Source organism: Myxococcus sp. AB036A, from assembly GCF_006547355.1.
In the GTDB taxonomy this organism is placed as follows: domain Bacteria; phylum Myxococcota; class Myxococcia; order Myxococcales; family Myxococcaceae; genus Myxococcus; species Myxococcus virescens.
On record NZ_VHLC01000008.1, the window covers coordinates 18,649 to 34,012 of the forward strand.

12 protein-coding genes are annotated in these 15,364 nt (G+C 69.6%); 2 read left to right on the top strand and 10 right to left on the bottom strand.

Going from position 1 to position 15,364, the window contains the following annotated elements:
• Window positions 1-133: 133 nt before the first annotated feature.
• Together clsB and acnA are read left to right on the top strand one after the other, a co-directional pair.
• Entirely contained in the window at window positions 134-1,396 is a 1,263-nt protein-coding gene (gene clsB / locus FL344_RS05245) for a cardiolipin synthase ClsB (RefSeq protein ID WP_228564800.1), read from the top strand.
• 167 nt (window positions 1,397-1,563) lie between these two features.
• Window positions 1,564-4,293 carry an aconitate hydratase AcnA gene (gene acnA / locus FL344_RS05250; protein WP_141617749.1) on the top strand — a complete coding sequence of 910 codons (2,730 nt, stop codon included), beginning with the start codon at window positions 1,564-1,566 and terminating at the stop codon, window positions 4,291-4,293.
• Between the two features lie 98 nt (window positions 4,294-4,391).
• Here acnA and FL344_RS05255 read toward each other — a convergent pair whose 3' ends face one another.
• The 10 genes from FL344_RS05255 to FL344_RS05300 form a co-directional block, all read right to left on the bottom strand.
• Window positions 4,392-4,814: an HD domain-containing protein gene (locus tag FL344_RS05255; protein WP_140788353.1), complete on the bottom strand. Its 423-nt coding sequence runs from the start codon at window positions 4,812-4,814 to the stop codon at window positions 4,392-4,394.
• Between the two features lie 61 nt (window positions 4,815-4,875).
• Window positions 4,876-9,360 (bottom strand): PilC/PilY family type IV pilus protein, encoded by a 4,485-nt coding sequence (locus FL344_RS05260; protein WP_141617750.1) that lies wholly within the window; start codon window positions 9,358-9,360, stop codon window positions 4,876-4,878.
• Window positions 9,361-9,392: 32 nt separating this feature from the next.
• Entirely contained in the window at window positions 9,393-9,890 is a 498-nt protein-coding gene (locus FL344_RS05265; RefSeq protein WP_141617751.1) for a hypothetical protein, read from the bottom strand.
• Window positions 9,891-9,895: 5 nt separating this feature from the next.
• Window positions 9,896-11,083: a PilW family protein gene (locus tag FL344_RS05270; protein WP_141617752.1), complete on the bottom strand. Its 1,188-nt coding sequence runs from the start codon at window positions 11,081-11,083 to the stop codon at window positions 9,896-9,898.
• Complete coding sequence (locus FL344_RS05275; protein WP_141617753.1) at window positions 11,080-11,634, bottom strand: prepilin cleavage protein; 555 nt, start codon at window positions 11,632-11,634, stop codon at window positions 11,080-11,082. Before FL344_RS05275 ends, FL344_RS05270 begins: the two co-directional genes overlap by 4 nt.
• Window positions 11,631-12,338, bottom strand: a complete 708-nt coding sequence (locus FL344_RS05280; protein ID WP_141617754.1) for a prepilin-type N-terminal cleavage/methylation domain-containing protein — start codon at window positions 12,336-12,338, stop codon at window positions 11,631-11,633. The genes FL344_RS05275 and FL344_RS05280 overlap by 4 nt, the downstream gene beginning before the upstream one ends.
• A complete protein-coding gene (locus FL344_RS05285) occupies window positions 12,335-12,742 on the bottom strand; it encodes a pilus assembly protein N-terminal domain-containing protein (RefSeq protein WP_141617755.1) in 408 nt (135 codons plus the stop codon). Before FL344_RS05285 ends, FL344_RS05280 begins: the two co-directional genes overlap by 4 nt.
• A gap of 240 nt (window positions 12,743-12,982) precedes the next feature.
• Complete coding sequence (locus FL344_RS05290) at window positions 12,983-13,360, bottom strand: peptide chain release factor-like protein (RefSeq protein ID WP_026113834.1); 378 nt, start codon at window positions 13,358-13,360, stop codon at window positions 12,983-12,985.
• Window positions 13,361-13,596: 236 nt separating this feature from the next.
• Window positions 13,597-14,313 carry a hypothetical protein gene (locus tag FL344_RS05295; protein WP_228558094.1) on the bottom strand — a complete coding sequence of 239 codons (717 nt, stop codon included), beginning with the start codon at window positions 14,311-14,313 and terminating at the stop codon, window positions 13,597-13,599.
• Window positions 14,314-14,388: 75 nt separating this feature from the next.
• On the bottom strand, window positions 14,389-15,288 hold the full coding sequence (locus FL344_RS05300; protein WP_090484597.1) for a histone deacetylase: 900 nt from the start codon (window positions 15,286-15,288) through the stop codon (window positions 14,389-14,391).
• Window positions 15,289-15,364: the final 76 nt, after the last annotated feature.

The following is a 15,364-nucleotide window of genomic DNA, read 5'->3' on the forward strand; positions in this document are numbered from 1 at the left end:
GCCACGGCTTTCCGGTGTCCGTGAAGTCGCGGGGTTGTTCCGTCGGCTTCCGGACACCGGCTGGCACTGGAAGACAGGCTGCGATGCGGCTCGGGTTGCCGGGTCGCGCGGGCATCCGCACCGTTGGGAGGCCATGCGTGACCAGGAGGCGTTGACCGAGCAGTCGGGGGAAGCGGACACGGGCGCGCCGCGGCGTGCGCCCACGCCCCCAGGGCCCGTGCCGGAGCATGGGCCGGTGTGGAGCCCCAACGTCTCCGGGCCGCTCCTGTCGCGCTACTACCTGCCGCGCCGCCACGGGGTGGTGCAGGGCAACGCATGCCAGTTGCTGCGCGACGGCGTGGAGGCCTACCCGGCGATGCTGGAGGCCATCCGCGGGGCGCGCCGTTATGTCCGCATGGAGACGTACATGTTCGTCTCCGACGCCGTCGGCGAGCTGTTCGGCGAGGCGCTGGCGGAAGCGGCCGAGCGCGGCGTGCACGTGAAGGTGTTGTACGACGCGGTGGGCTCCTGGACGAGCCGCCGGAGCTTCTTCGCCGGGCTGCGCGCGCGGGGCGTGGACATCCGCGCCTTCAAGCCCTTCAGCCTGTCACGCGGGCTGCGGCACCTGCTGCGGAGGGACCACCGCAAAATCCTGGTGGTGGACGGTGAGGTGGCCTTCACCGGTGGGGTGAACATCTCCGCCCACTGGGCGCCCGCGGAGATTGGCGCGGCGTGGCGGGATGACGTGCTGCGCATCGAAGGGCCGGCCGTCCACGAACTGGAGCGGTGCTTCTCCGCCACGTGGCGGATGATGTTCCAGGGCCGCTTCCACCGGCTGACCCGGCGGCTGGAGCGCCTGCGCAACCCACCGCCCCGGCGCGGCACGGTGGGGCTGGCGGTGTTGTCCAGTCGGCGAAGCATCCACCGGGCCTACCTGCACGCCATCCGCCGGGCCCGGCGCAGCGTGCTGGTGGCCGCCGCCTACTTCATTCCAGATCGGCGCATGGTGATGGCGCTGCGCGAGGCGGCCCGGCGCGGGGTGGAGGTCCATCTGCTGCTCAACGCTCGCAGTGACCACCCCATCCTGGAGTTCATGGCCCGGGCCTTCTACGAGCGGTTGCTGAGCGCGGGCGTCCGCATCTTCGAGTGGCAGCGCGGCGTGCTGCACGCCAAGACGGCCGTGGTGGACGGGGTGTGGGGCACCATCGGTTCTTTCAACCTGGAGCGCCTCAGCCTGGCCTTCAATCACGAGGTGAACGCAGTCTTTGCCGACCGTCGCTTGGGACAGCAACTGGAGGACTCCTTCCGCGGTGACTGCGGGGACTGCCGCGAGGTGACGCTGGCGGAGTTCCGCCGCCGTCCCCTGTGGCAGAAGCTGCTGGAGCGGGCCCTGTCTCTGCTTCGCAAAATCATTTGAGCCACACCTGTCCTCCCCTCAGCGGGCCGCATGGTTCCGATGAGCGGGGCTGCACATCCGCGGCTCGAAGCGTCCGGCCCTCAATGCGCTCGCAGGAACCCTTTGCAACGCGTCAACGGGGGGCCTAGAAGTTCCCGCATCCCGCGCAAGGAAGGACGGCAACACACATGACCGACAGTTTCGGCACGAAGTCCCAGCTCAAGGTGGGCTCTGCCACCTATGACCTCTTCAGCCTGGGCAAGCTGGCGAAAACCCACCCGGCGGTGAACCGCCTGCCGTTCTCGCTGAAGGTCCTGCTGGAGAACCTGCTGCGCCACGAGGACGGTCGTGTGGTGAAGCGCGAGCATGTGGAGAAGATGCTGGCGTGGGACCCCAAGGCCACCCCGGACGTGGAAATCTCCTTCCACCCCGCCCGCGTGCTGCTCCAGGACTTCACGGGCGTGCCCGCGGTGGTGGACCTGGCGGCCATGCGTGAGGCGCTGGCCTCCATGGGCGGCAACCCGGACAAGATCAACCCGCGCAACCCGGCCGACCTGGTCATCGACCACTCGGTGCAGATTGACTCCTTCGCGACGTCCGCCGCGTTCAAGGAGAACGCCGAGCTGGAGTTCGAGCGCAACCGTGAGCGGTACGCGTTCCTCCGCTGGGGCCAGAGCGCGTTCAAGGGCTTTGGCGTGGTTCCGCCGGACATCGGCATCTGCCACCAGGTCAACCTGGAGTTCCTGGCGCACGTGACGTTCCGCCAGGGCAGCACCGTGTACCCGGACACGCTGGTGGGCACCGACAGCCACACCACGATGATCAACGGCCTGGGCGTGGTGGGCTGGGGCGTGGGCGGCATCGAGGCCGAGGCCGCGCTGCTGGGCCAGCCGATTACGATGCTGATTCCGCAGGTGGTGGGCTTCAAGCTCTCCGGCAAGCTGCCCGCGGGTGCCACCGCCACGGACCTGGTGCTCACCGTCACGCAGATGCTTCGCAAGAAGGGCGTGGTGGGCAAGTTCGTGGAGTTCTACGGCAGCGGCCTGAAGAACCTGTCCCTGCCGGACCGCGCCACCATCGCGAACATGGCGCCCGAGTACGGCGCCACCATCGGCTTCTTCCCGGTGGACGAGGAGAGCCTCAACTACCTGCGCTTCACGGGCCGTCCGGACGACCTGGTGGCCCTCACCGAGGCCTACGCCAAGGAGCAGGGCCTGTGGCGGCGTGACGACGCCGAGGACCCCATCTTCAGCGACACGCTGGAGCTGGACCTGTCCACCGTGGTGCCCAGCCTCGCCGGCCCCAAGCGCCCGCAGGACCGCGTGCCCCTCAAGGACATGAAGTCCGGCTACGAGAAGTCGCTGGTGGAGATGCTGTCGGCCGGCAAGAGCAAGGGCGAGGACGAGGAGGGTGGCAAGGGCAAGGCCGCCGCCGCCGCGGTGCCTCCCGAGCGTCTGGCTCAGACTGTCACGGTGAAGAACGGCCGCCAGAGCTACCAGATGGGCCACGGCGCGGTGGTGATTGCGTCGATTACGTCCTGCACCAACACCTCCAACCCGGCGGTGCTGGTGGGCGCGGGCATCCTGGCCAAGAAGGCCGTGGAGCGCGGCCTCAACCCGAAGCCGTGGGTGAAGACGTCCCTGGCCCCGGGTAGCCGCGTCGTCAGCGAGTACCTGCGCGACGCCGGCCTGCTGCCGTACCTGGAGGCCGTGGGCTTCCACATCGTGGGCTACGGCTGCACGACGTGCATCGGCAACTCTGGTCCGCTGACGGAGCCCGTGGCCAACGCCGTCACCGAGGGTGACCTGGTTGTCGCCGCGGTGCTGTCCGGCAACCGCAACTTCGAAGGCCGCATCAACCCGCACGTGCGCATGAACTACCTGGCCAGCCCGCCGCTGGTGGTGGCCTACGCGCTGGCGGGCGAAGTGGGCATGGACCTGGACAACGAGCCGCTGGGCAACGACCCCAACGGGCGTCCCGTGTTCCTCAAGGACATCTGGCCCACCAACGAGGAGATTCAGGAGGTCATCCGCACCTCCGTGAAGCCGGAGCAGTTCCGCAGCCAGTACGCCAACGCCATGGAGGGCGACGCGCTCTGGCAGCAGCTGCCGGTGGGCAAGGGCTCCACGTTCCAGTGGGACGACACGTCCACCTACGTGCGCAAGCCGCCCTTCTTCGACAACCTGCCGAAGGAGCCCAAGGCGACGCAGGACATCCATGGCGCGCACGTGATGGCGCTGCTGGGGGACTCCGTCACCACGGACCACATCTCCCCCGCGGGCAACATCGCCAAGACGAGCCCGGCGGCCAAGTACCTCATGGCCAACGGCGTGGAGCCCAAGGACTTCAACTCCTACGGCGCGCGCCGCGGCAACCACGAGGTGATGGTGCGCGGCACCTTCGCCAACATCCGCCTGAAGAACCTGCTGGTCCCGGGCGTGGAGGGCGGCGTCACCGTCCACATCCCCACGCGCGAGCGGATGAGCATCTACGACGCGTCCATGAAGTACCAGGCGGAGGGCACGCCGCTGGTGGTGCTGGCGGGCGCGGAGTACGGCACCGGCTCCAGCCGTGACTGGGCGGCCAAGGGCACCATGCTCCTGGGCGTGAAGGCCGTCATCGCCAAGAGCTTCGAGCGCATCCACCGCTCCAACCTGGTGGGCATGGGCGTGCTGCCGCTCCAGTTCGAGGCGGGCCAGGACGCGCAGTCGCTGGGCCTCACCGGCCACGAGAAGTTCGACATCACCGGCGTGGCGCAGGACCTGGCGCCGCAGAAGAAGCTCACCGTGAAGGCCACGGGCGAGAGCGGCACCAAGGAGTTCACGGTGGTGTGCCGCATCGACACGCCGAACGAGCTCGACTACTACCGTCACGGCGGCATCTTGCAGTACGTGCTCCGCCAGCTCGCCAAGGGCTAGCGCGGAGAGGAAGGAACCGGCGCCCTGCTTTCCTCGGCGGGCGCTGGTAGCACTACGGCCCGGAGTCGCCCCCGTGGCGCTCCGGGCCGTCGTGTCTTCTAGGGCTCGCGCAGGCGGGCCCAGGCGGCGCGGTAGCGGGCCAGGCGCTCGGCGTCCTTGGGCGTCACCGCGGCCAGCCGCCGCACGTCCATGTTGTCCTCCAGGTCCGCCAGCTTCACGCGGCGGGCGAGCGCCAGCGGACGCAGCCGTTCGATGAAGGCCTCGTACGTCTCGTCCTGGCGGCGGGTGAGGGCGTCCAGCGCGCCCAGGACGTTTTCCGGGTAGCCCAGCTCGCGCAGGCGCTCGAGCGTGTAGGGCGTGTCCTCTACCACGTCGTGGAGGATGGCCACGGTGCGCTCTTCATCCGTGTCCAACCGCATCATCACCCGCAGCGGGTGGAGGATGTACGTCTGGCCGGCCTTGTCTCGCTGGCCGTGATGCGCGGCCACCGCGAGCGCGATGGCGTCTTCGAGTGCGGGCATGCCCGTCTTCTAACGCCAGACGCCCTCCCCAGGCGAGCGGGGAGGGCGGGCCTTCACGCCGTCACGGCTGGCAGCTGGCCGCGTTCTCGTGGCGGCAGGCGTGCTGTTCCTGGGTGAGGGGCAGCTCGTACACGTTCTGGAGCACCTCGCTGTTCTCCGACACGTCCACCGAGGTGGCCTGGCGCTGTCCGGGCTCCTGCATGACGGCGCTGTATTTCACGCTGCCCGTGGGCGAAATCATCACCGCGGTGGCGGGCTCGGGCGGCGGTGACAGCACCGCGCGCTCCTGGTAGCGCGCGTTCTCGAAGGACGCGGCGCAGTTGGGCAGGCCGCTGAGGAAGTCCGCCTGGTAGAAGCGGGCCCGGGCGGCGGTGCTGCTGCACACCTCGCCGTCCTGCGACGGGTAGATGACGTTCCACAGCGTGCAGCTGGCCACCGTGGCCGCGCCGCCCGCCGTCTTGTGGGTGTGGTTGTCCGTGTACTCCAGCATCCACCCATTGCCTTCGGGCGTGGCGCCCGTCGCGGAGCAGGCCCCGGACGCGTCGCAGGTGATGTTCGTCACGTCCACCAGGTCACCGCTGGTGTCGTTGTCGCTGGTGCGGTCGCTCAGGCGTTCCGCGTCGAACTGGCTCGCCGTCATGGGGCCCTCCGCGGAAACAGCGGTGGCATCCTCGGCGAACGTCTGCCCGGCCACGCCGTACACGCGCACGCCGTAGAAGCGATTCTTCCCAATGGCGTTGACGGTGCGGGTCAGCTCCAGGTCCGCGAAGTTGGGCGCCACGTTGCTCACGTCGAGGCAGCGGAAGTTGCCCTCGGCGTCCTTGCCGCACTCCACGCGCGCGGGGCTCATGGAGGTGTAGTCCTGGGGGGCTCCCGGGCAGGAGCGGGCCTCGTGCCGGGTGAACCGGGCCGACACCACCGTCTGGCCCGGGTCGCCACAGGCGGGCTGCGAGGCCGTCCCACGCGTCAGCGTGGACTGTGCCAGTCCCCGCTGCGTCCACTGGTGCCGCGACTGGGTGATGTTCTCGCCGATGCGGTCCACGCGGTAGTCCACCTCCACGTTGCCGCACCCGTAGCGCGCGCAGGCCTGCGGGTTGTCGAAGCGGCAGATGCCGGCCTGGTCATCCAGCAGCGCGTAGCGGTCACCCGTGCCGACGAGCGCGCGCATGGCGCCCGTGCCCGGCTGGATGCCAATGGAGGGCACGTAATAGAAGGGCCACGTGCGCGTGAGGCTGTCGCCCTGGCTGCCCGACGGACCCACGGCGTCCCGGTCCATCTGGAAGGCGCGCGCGGCGCTCCAGTTGCGGATGAGCCGGGTGCTCGGGTCCAGCGCACCGGGCACGGACATGCGCGCCACCCACAGCTGGCCGCGCATGTCACCGAAGACGGCCGTGTCGAAGAAGCCGTCCTGCTGCACGTTGCCCGCCACGCCGTAGTCCACCAGCGCCACGGGCGCCGCCACGCTGTGCGTGAGGTGCCGCGCGGGCCCGTGCTGTTCGCCGGTGGCGTTCGGGTCGTATTCGAACTTCCACCACAGGTTGTCGGTGCGGCCATTCACCTCGGGGGACCACGCGTCCACCATGTAGATGCCGCGGCCCTTCTCCTGGCCGGGGGACCAGCCGCCCGACAGGGCAACCATCCACCGCTCCTGGGTCTCCACGTTGTAGCGGGACACGGGACCGGCCGAGGTGCCCGCCTCCACCAGCACGGGGCCAATGGGCGGCGGCTTGGGGCTGAGCGAGAAGAGCGTCTTGCCGAAGAGGGCGGCCTCCGGGGAGTCCGGCTGCGGGTACATCCACTGCATCCGGGGCGCGCCGAAGCGGCCGGTGCCCGAGTCCGCGCGCAGCTCCAGCGCCAGGTAGTGCACGCCGCCGCGTCCTTCCGAAATCACCGCCATCGTGTGGTACTCGGTGGACTGCTTGATGCCGTCCGGCTGCGAGCCGTCCGAGCCGTCCGCCCACACGTCGCGCACCATGATGTCGCCGTCCACGTAGTACTGGTGGCCGCCCGCCATCTCGTGCAGGCGCGACAGCAGGTCGGGCGGGATGAAGGCCCACTCCTCCTCGCCGTTGCTGGGCGAGTACTCAATCATGGGCAGGCCACCCTCGCAGTTGTCGTTGCTCGCGGTGCTGTCGCGGAAGGCGTGCAGCATGCCGTCGTTGGCGCCCACCAGCACCAGCTTGTCGCGGCGGCGGTAGCGGTGCAGGTACGCGTCATACGCGTCCACCTCCACGGTGTTGCCGCAGCGGCTGATGCTCTCCGTGGCGAGCGGTGTGGGCGACACGCCCAGTTGCTGGCTGTAGAGGGTGCGCGTGCACTGGTTGCTCATGCCCAGGTTGCACAGGAACTTGTCCATGGGCGGGTCCACCAGCACCGGCGCGGAGTGGAAGATGTCGCCCAGCACGGAGCGGCGCACCTCGGTGCGGTTGCCGTTGCCGTCCTCGTCCGCCAGGTCCTGGCCGCGCACGTATTGGATGAGCGTGCGCACGCAGATGTCGTTCACCCAGGTCTGCGCCTGCGTCAGGTTGCCGAAGCCGGGTACCGCGACGCTCATGGCCGCGGCGGCCTGCTGGGGCGTCAGCCGGAGGCCCGTCATCAACGTGCCCGGGTCGATCTCCAGGGGGCTGAGCGACAGCACCTTCGGGCAGACGGGGGTGCCGAGGATGCCGAAGTAGCTCTTCAGCACCTCGCGGTTCTCCACGGTGAACTCGATGGGCGTCGCCGTGTTGTCAGCGGCGGTGATGCGCCCGTCCTGGTTGCTGTCCGTCACCGTGTAGATCTTCCGGCTGTTCAGCGCCCGGGCCAGCAGCGCGCGGCGCGCCTCCCAGAACTGGTTGGCCGGGGTGCTGCCTCCGTCCTTGATGAAGTTGCCGGAGGTGTCCTCGACGACGATGTCCCCGTCCCGGTCCACGACGAAGATGTCGTCCATGTCGCCGTCGCCGTTCTTGTCGACACCTTCCACGAACTCGTTGAACTGGTTGAAGCGCCACAAGTCGCCGCGCCAGGCGCTGTCACCGGAGGCGGGCGACATGCGCGGCATCAGCGCGCTGAGCGTGGAGCTGCCCGTCTGGAACGAGGAGATGGCCGCGGCGGCGAACGCGATGTTCCGGTTCTGCACGTCGTCGACGATGGCCTGGAGCGCCGTCTTCAGCTGGCTGGAGTTGGTGGCCGCGTAGAAGCGTCCGCCGCCCGCGTCCGCGGTGACGCGCAGCAGGTTGATGGCCTGCGTGTTCGTCAGCGCGAAGCCCACGGTGTAGGTGGCCACCTGCTGCGTCCCATCCAGTTCCGGCCGCAGGTCGTTCGTCCACATCCACTTGGCGATGCGGTGGATGTGGCTGCTGGAGCCGCCGCTGTTGCTGCCCTGGCCGGCCGCGGCGCAGTTGGTGCAGGGGACTTCCAGGTTGCGCACCTTGGCCGGAACCTGGGCGGAGTCACCGCCGGGCTCGTTGGGCTCCCCGTCCGTGAGCAGAATCATGGCGTTGAAGCCGCAGGTGAAGCAGGTGGCGGCTCGTCCGGGCGCGGCCTCGTCGTTGAAGCCCGAGTCGCGCAGGTAGTCGCTGCCGAACCAGCCGGGGAACGGGTCGCTGCCGGCGGAGCGGAAGTAGGTGCTGGCCCCCCACATGGCCTGTGTCAGGGGCGTGCCCGTGTTGAAGCGCAGCCCGTTCCGCATCTTGATGAGCAGGTTGTTGCGGTGATCTTCACGCTTCGCGCCGCTGAGCGAGTCGCCGCAGCTGGGACCAAAGCGCTCGAAGCGCACCACGTCCTGGCCGCTCCACTTCGCCGTGTCGGTGGCTTCGCTGCTCGCGGAGAACGTCACCACGCCGAAGCGCGTGCGCTCCGAGTCCTTGAGCACCTGGCTGATGACGTTGACGGCGGAGTGGCCGCGCGGCGAATAGAAGTTGAGGAAGTTGCCGGAAGCCACGCGCTTCTCTTGCGTGTATTGGAAGTAGCCCTTCGTCGCGAGGCACTGCGCGCACGCGGCGCGCGCGGCGGCCTGGGTGGTGTTGTTGCCGGAGTCCACCACCTGGGCGCACGCCTCTGCCGCGGTGCCACTGATGACCGTGTTGGGCGGCGGCTCGTTGAATTTCACCGGGTTGCGGGTCATCCCGAAGCTGGACTGCGAGGTGCTGCCGTTGCCATCGAAGCGGTAGTAGCTGGTAGGCACGAACCAGGGCGAGTCCTGGTTGGTCAGCGACAGCCACATCCGCGGGTACTCGACGTTGGCGTCGTAGTTCAGCTCGTCGATGTTGGCCTGACGGCAGCCGGGGAAGGTGCCGGAGCTGTTTTTGGAATAGCTCTGGTAGTCGTTGTTGCTCCAGGCGATGGGCCAGTACGCCATGGAGCCCGACGTATCCAGGATGAGCAGGATGTTGGGCGGGCCGCTGGGGCTGGTGAAGAAGCGCTCGTCGCTGCCGCGCGCGGGGTTGAGCAGCGCGTCCAGGCGAGAGGTGGACTGCAGGCTGCAAGACGCCGGGTCCTGCGCGAGCGCGCCAGGAGCGGCCAGCAGCACGGACAGGGCCGTCAGGGTGGAGAAGAGTGCCTTCATGGGGGGCTCGGGGAAGGGCGGGGCGGAAGGGGTCAGATGCCGAAGCGGAAGACGAACTCGGTCTCGGCCTGGCGGCCTCCGGGTTCGTCACACATGACGACCACGCGGTAGTAGCTGCCGCCGGCCGTGCCTTCTCGAAGGGTGTTGGCCGCGTCGCTCACCTGGTCCTTGCCGCTGCTGAACGAGGACGAGGCGAGCACCGCCGCGGTGGGCGCCGACGCGGTGTCACCCAGGTGGGCGGTGCGCATGACGCTGCTGTCGGCGATGACCTGGTCGTCTTGCAGCACCTGCTCCAGGCTGATGCTGGTGACGGGCACGGCGCCGGTGCCGAAGACCTTCAGCCGCGACAGCAGGTAGCGCCGCGCCGTCTCCGCGCAGGCCTCCACGCGGTCGCTGCGCGTCTTGGCCACGGCGGCGGACTGGTTGCGGCCGGTGAAGGTGATGGCGCCCACGACGAGCAGCAGCAGCACCGTCAGGGCAATCAGGGTGATGGCCAGGGCGCTGCCCCGGCGTGAGGCGAAGTGGGTCATGATGGCTAGCCTCCCCAGACGTTCTTGAGGTCACCGGCGACGCCTTCGGCGCGCAGCTCGGGGATGAAGAAGGCGCGGGACGTCATGTTGGGAATGCGGACGGACGTCTCCACGGTGGTGCGGAAGAACATGTCCTCGGGATTCACGGGGTCCGCGTTGAAGAGCCTGCGGCCCTGGTTCTTCGTGCCGGAGGGCAGCGGGCGCGCCGAGCGCACCGTGAGGCCCACGCCCACCGAACGGATGTTGGCCGGGTTCATGTTGTAGCGGAGGGGCGCGTCGTACGGCGTGCTGTACGTGGGCGCGGGAACCTGGTCGTCGTATTTGGGCAGCACGACGGCGTCCTCGTCACCCAGCACCCAGGCCATGCCGCTGCCCACGGCGCCGTCGGGCGCGGGCAGGCCGGCGCAGCACGCGGAGTTCGCGGGCGGCCGGTTCATCTGGTAGCTGACCTGGAAGGACTCCACGTCCACGGCGATGGGGTCGAAGTCGGCGTTCTCCGCCCAGCCGTGCTTCACCACCAGGTACGGGCGCCCACCGTGCGCCTCCACGCGCAGCCGCTTCTCATGCACCAGCATGACGAAGGGCATGCGGCCGGTGTCCGTCATGCAGGACCTGGGCACATCACCCGGGAGGCCCGCGGCGAGCGCGATGTTCAGCGTGGCGCTGGTGCCATCCGCGGCAACGTCCGCCGCCAGCCGCCCGAGGAAGTAGTCCTGACCGCCTGGACAGGCGATGAGCATGGCCTGCCCCTGGCGCAGCGGCTGGCCGAAGGTCGCGGCGGGCTCCAGCGCCAGTTGGAAGGGCTCCGCGCCGATGTCGGCGAGCTGGCCGCGGCGCAGGAACATCGGGTCGCGGTAGCGGAAAGCCAGGTCGTCGGTGACGAAGTTGCCCCAGTCCGCCACTTCCTGCGTGTAGTTGTCCTTGCGGGCCTCCGGCAGGCCTAGCGTGTCGAAGTCGAAGGCGATGGCGGGGTCCAGCCCGTAGCCCGCGTAGCGCAGCGTGCGGTTGAGGAAGTCGGTGCCGACGCGGCTGCCTTCGACGGCCGTCTTGGAGACGGTGTTGTTCTGGAAGATGTTGTTGACGGCGATGATGGTCCCCGCCACCGCCAGCAGCACCACCGAGGAGACGGTGATGCCGACCAGCAACTCGATGAGCGTGAAGCCGCGGCGCGCGTGCGTCCTGGGGTTGTTCACAGCTCCACCCCCGCGCCGTTCTCCGCCGGGTTGTAGAGCGCGACGAACTGCTTGACGTAGCGGCGCTGGCCGGCGCTGCGGAAGGACACCACCACCGCGACCGAGTCGATGGCCTGCGCCGGCGTCCAGACGAGGACGCGGCGGTAGTGCTCGCTCTCCTCCGGCGAGTAGCCGGGCACCACGCGGAGCAGCGGGTCTCCGGCCGCGGCCTCAAAGGCGTCCAGGTCCACGACGCAGGCGTCGGGCAGGGTGGCGAGGCCGCCGGCCAGCTCGAGCGTCTCCGCGGCGCCGGCGCAGCGCGCGCTGGACAGCGGCCCGACGTCCGCGAAGAGGCGGGCGCGCCCCTGGAGCTGGATGCCGGAGCGCACCTGCGAGGCGATGGCGCTGGCCTGCGACAGGCGGTTGGCGGCGGCGTTCTGCTGGCTGGCGAAGATGAGCCCGCCGAAGATGCCGCTGATGCCCATGGCGAGGATGGCGGCGGCCGCCATGCCTTCGATGAGCGTGGCGCCTCGCACGTGGGCTCGGCGGGATGCGGGATTCAGGCGCCTCACTTGTTGACCCTCATGTCGACGAAGCCAACGGGCGCGGAGACGGCGAAGAGGTATTCGCGCTGCCCGTCGGTGGAGAGAAGGGCCAGCGACGCGGCCCGATTCACGGCGCCGTTGCCGGCGGGGATGACGGGCTGGCCCGCGCCGTTCACGAAGCGCGCGGAGCCGTCACTGCGGAAGACGATGGCGCCCCGCCGCGGCGCGCCGCTGCAGAAGCTGCAGTCCGTGGGGGCCAGACCCTCGAAGATGCCGGTCCACTCCAGGTTGCCGCTGGCGCCGAAGCGCACGGTGCGCTGCGAGTAGCGATCCAGGTACATGGAGTCCATCAACCGGCCCTGGTCCGCGGAAGGCTGGATGGCCAGCGGGGGCGAGAAGGTGTCGAAGCTCAGCTGTCCGCCGGCGCCCGCGGGGGCCCCGAAGTCGCGCAGGCGGTCCTCCAGCAGGAACCAGGCGCCATTGCCCGCGCCGGCCTGACCTTCGGGATTGATGTCCGGGTAGATGATGAGCCACACGTCGGCCTGACGGTCCACGGCGCGGGCCCGGGCCTCGGCGAGCGCGCCGGACAGGTCGGCGGCCGCGTTCTGCGGACCCGCCCTCGCGCTGAGCTGCGCGTAGCCCGCGTAGGCCAGCGCGGCCAGCACCGCGATGATGGCGAGGACGATGCTGACCTCCAGCAGCGTCATTCCGCGTGCGTCGCGCCGGCTCACTTGGCGACCTCCACGCGCACGCTCAGGGGCTGCTTGCTGCCCTGGCGCCACACGAGCACCTCGGACGCGCCCAGGCTCAGCCCCTGGACCATGATTTGATTCGGCTCACCGAGCGACGCCTCGACCACCGCGGAGGACTGGACCCTCACGCGCTCGGCGTTCTCCACGATGAACTGCGTCTGATGAAGGGGCTCCACCTTCACCACCAGGCCGGACGGCTGCGCGTTCTTCGCCTCGACGGCGTAGTCCGGCTCGGGCGCGGCGGCGGAGGGGGCGGTGGCGGCGTCCTGGGCCCACGCGGCGGAGGCGGCCAGCGTCAGCGCCAGGGGCGCCCACAGCTTCCAGCGGGGCGCGCGGGCACGGTACTTCTGGGACGGCGTCGGAAAAACCGTGAGCAAGGGCATGGGGGGATGTCCTGCGGGCACAATGACCCCTGGGGGCTGGGGCAATGGAGACACGCGGGTGTCTTTGCACACCTCGTGCCTCCCCGCCTGGTGAGCCAAGTCCCCGACACTCCATGGCAAATTCCCAGGAGGAGGTCCCTGCGAGCAGTAAATGACCTCGCAACGTCTGCGAGCCCGCAAACTTTAGGCGCACCCTGACTGTCCGGCGACAGGGTGACTGGAGTCCGAATGGACCCTGGGTTACCAGCCAGACTTGCTGTTTCTCAGGGCCTTCTTTTCGGAGGTGCGCTTCTTGCCTTCCAGGCGCCGCCGCTTGGAGCCGGCGGTGGGCTTGGTGGCCCGCCGCACCTTGGGCACGAAGGTGAGGACCTTGAGTCCCTCACGCAGACGCTCCAGCGCCACGCCCTTGTTCTGCACCTGGCTGCGGCGCTCGGTGGCGCTGACGGACAGCTCGGTGGGGGCATGCGTGAGGCGCACGCCGCTGGCGGTGGTGTTGCGGTGCTGGCCCCCCGGGCCCGAGGCGATGAAGTAGTCCACCTCACACGCCTTCAGGAGGGACTCGTCGTCCAGCTTGAGGGCGTCCAGCGCGGCCTGCCGGCGGGTGGGTGAAATGCTCATGGCTGTCTTCAAGGTATCCCTCCCAGGCCCCTTCGTGCACCGCTGTCGTGCGTGCAGGCTCCGGCGCTGGACGGGGCCCCGTCGTCCGTCTGACGGGGGATTTCAAGTTCACCGGGGGGCTCAAATTGAAGCCGGCATGAGGCGGCCTCCGGGACGAAGCCCCCTGAGGCCAGTGGGTTGGCCCCTGGTCCGTGGGCCGCTCTGGAGGGCTGCGGCGTGCGCCTCGCGAGGCGGTGCTAGCGCACGTTGATGGTGGTGCCCGTGCTGGCCTGCCGTCCGTCCTCGCTGGTGGCAGTGATGGAGGCGGCGACGGGCACGCGGGTCATGCCGCGGTCGGTGTCGATGTAGGGCTCCACGAACGTCTGGTCCGCGGGGATGGTGACCGTGGGCATGCTGATTCGGCGGGTGGGCGACTCCAGGGCGACGGTGACGGGGCCGGTGAAGCCCTCCGCCCGCGTCACGGTGATGCGCACCTTCTCGTTCTGACCGGCGAACAGGTCCAGCTGGCGCGGCTCGATGGTGACGGAGAAGTCCGGCTGGGCCACGGGCGGCGGAAGGATGACGAGGAAGATGTTGGCGCTGGCCGCGAACGTCTCCGTGGCGTTGGTGGCCATCAGCAGGGCGCGCATCATGCCCCGGGCCTGCGTGTCCTGCGCCACTGAATAGGTGGCGGTCGCAGTGACGCTGGGCTCGCCTTCGGGCAGGACGATTTCCGGCGTGAGCGTCACGCCCTCGGGCGCATTCTGGAGGTTGAGGCGGAACGCGCTCTGGTCGTCGCCCTCGCGCCGCACGGTGATGTCCACCGGAAGGCTCTCGCCCGGAATGGCGGTGAGGGTGTCGGGGAGGTCGAAGGCGATGCGGAAGAAGGGCCCGTCGCTGCCGCAGGACAATGCGAGCGCGCTGCCGACGAGGAACAGGCCCCCGATGAGGGACCGGCGGAGGGATGGGGTCATGTTCTTGAATCTCCTGGTGCGTGCCAGCATCCGTCCACCGTGGCACCCGGGCAAGCCGCTCCAGAGCAGGCGGGCTCAGCGGAACAGCGCACGGGCCACTTCATAGGTGCCCACGTGCGCATCAATCGTGGCGGACAGGGGTTTCGCGTAGCCGCCGCCCAGGGTGAGCACCGCGGGGATGCCTCGCTGGCGTGCCGCCTCCAGCACCAGCCTGTCGCGCGCTCTCAGTCCGGCGTGAGTGAGGGACAGCCGTCCCAGCGCGTCTTCCGTGAGTGGGTCCACGCCCGCCTGGAAGAAGAGGATGCAGGCGCCCGCGCTGTCGAGCACTTCGGGCAGGTGCAGGGCGAGCGCGTCCAGGTAGGCCGCGTCTCCCGTTCCGTCCGGCAGGCCCACGTCGAGGTGGGAGGGCTGCTTGCGGAAGGGGAAGTTGTTCTCCCCGTGCATGGAGAAGGTGAAGACGGAGTCGTCGCCGGTGAAGACGGCGGCGGTGCCGTTGCCCTGGTGGACGTCCAGGTCCACCACCACGGCCCGGCGGATGTCGCGCGAGGCCTGGAGCGCGCGGATGGCCACCGCGATGTCATTGAAGACGCAGAAGCCCTCGCCGTGGTCCGGAAAGCCGTGGTGCGTGCCGCCGGAGAGGTTGCCGCCGATGCCGTCCTGGAGCGCCGCGCGGGCGGCGTCGAGGGTGCCCGCCACCGCGGCGGAGAAGCGCCGCACCAGCTCGGGGGACCAGGGGAAGCCGAGGCGCCGTTGCTCGGCGTCGGTGAGGGTGCCCTGGGACAGCGCGTCGAGGTAGCGGGGCGTGTGGACGCGCGCGAGGTCCTGGCGTGGGCAGGGCGTGGATTCGGTGAGGGACTCCGGGGAGAGAACGCCCCGCTCCAGGAGCGCCTCGCGCAGCAGTCGGTACTTCTCCATGGGGAAGCGGTGACCGGGAGGCAACGGGACTTCGTAGCTGTCCGAATGGAAGACGCGCACGCGGAAGGTGCCCTAACGCCAGGGCCGGGCGGGTGCAACCCGCGGCGCGTGTGAGAAATCGACCGGGGCGTAGACC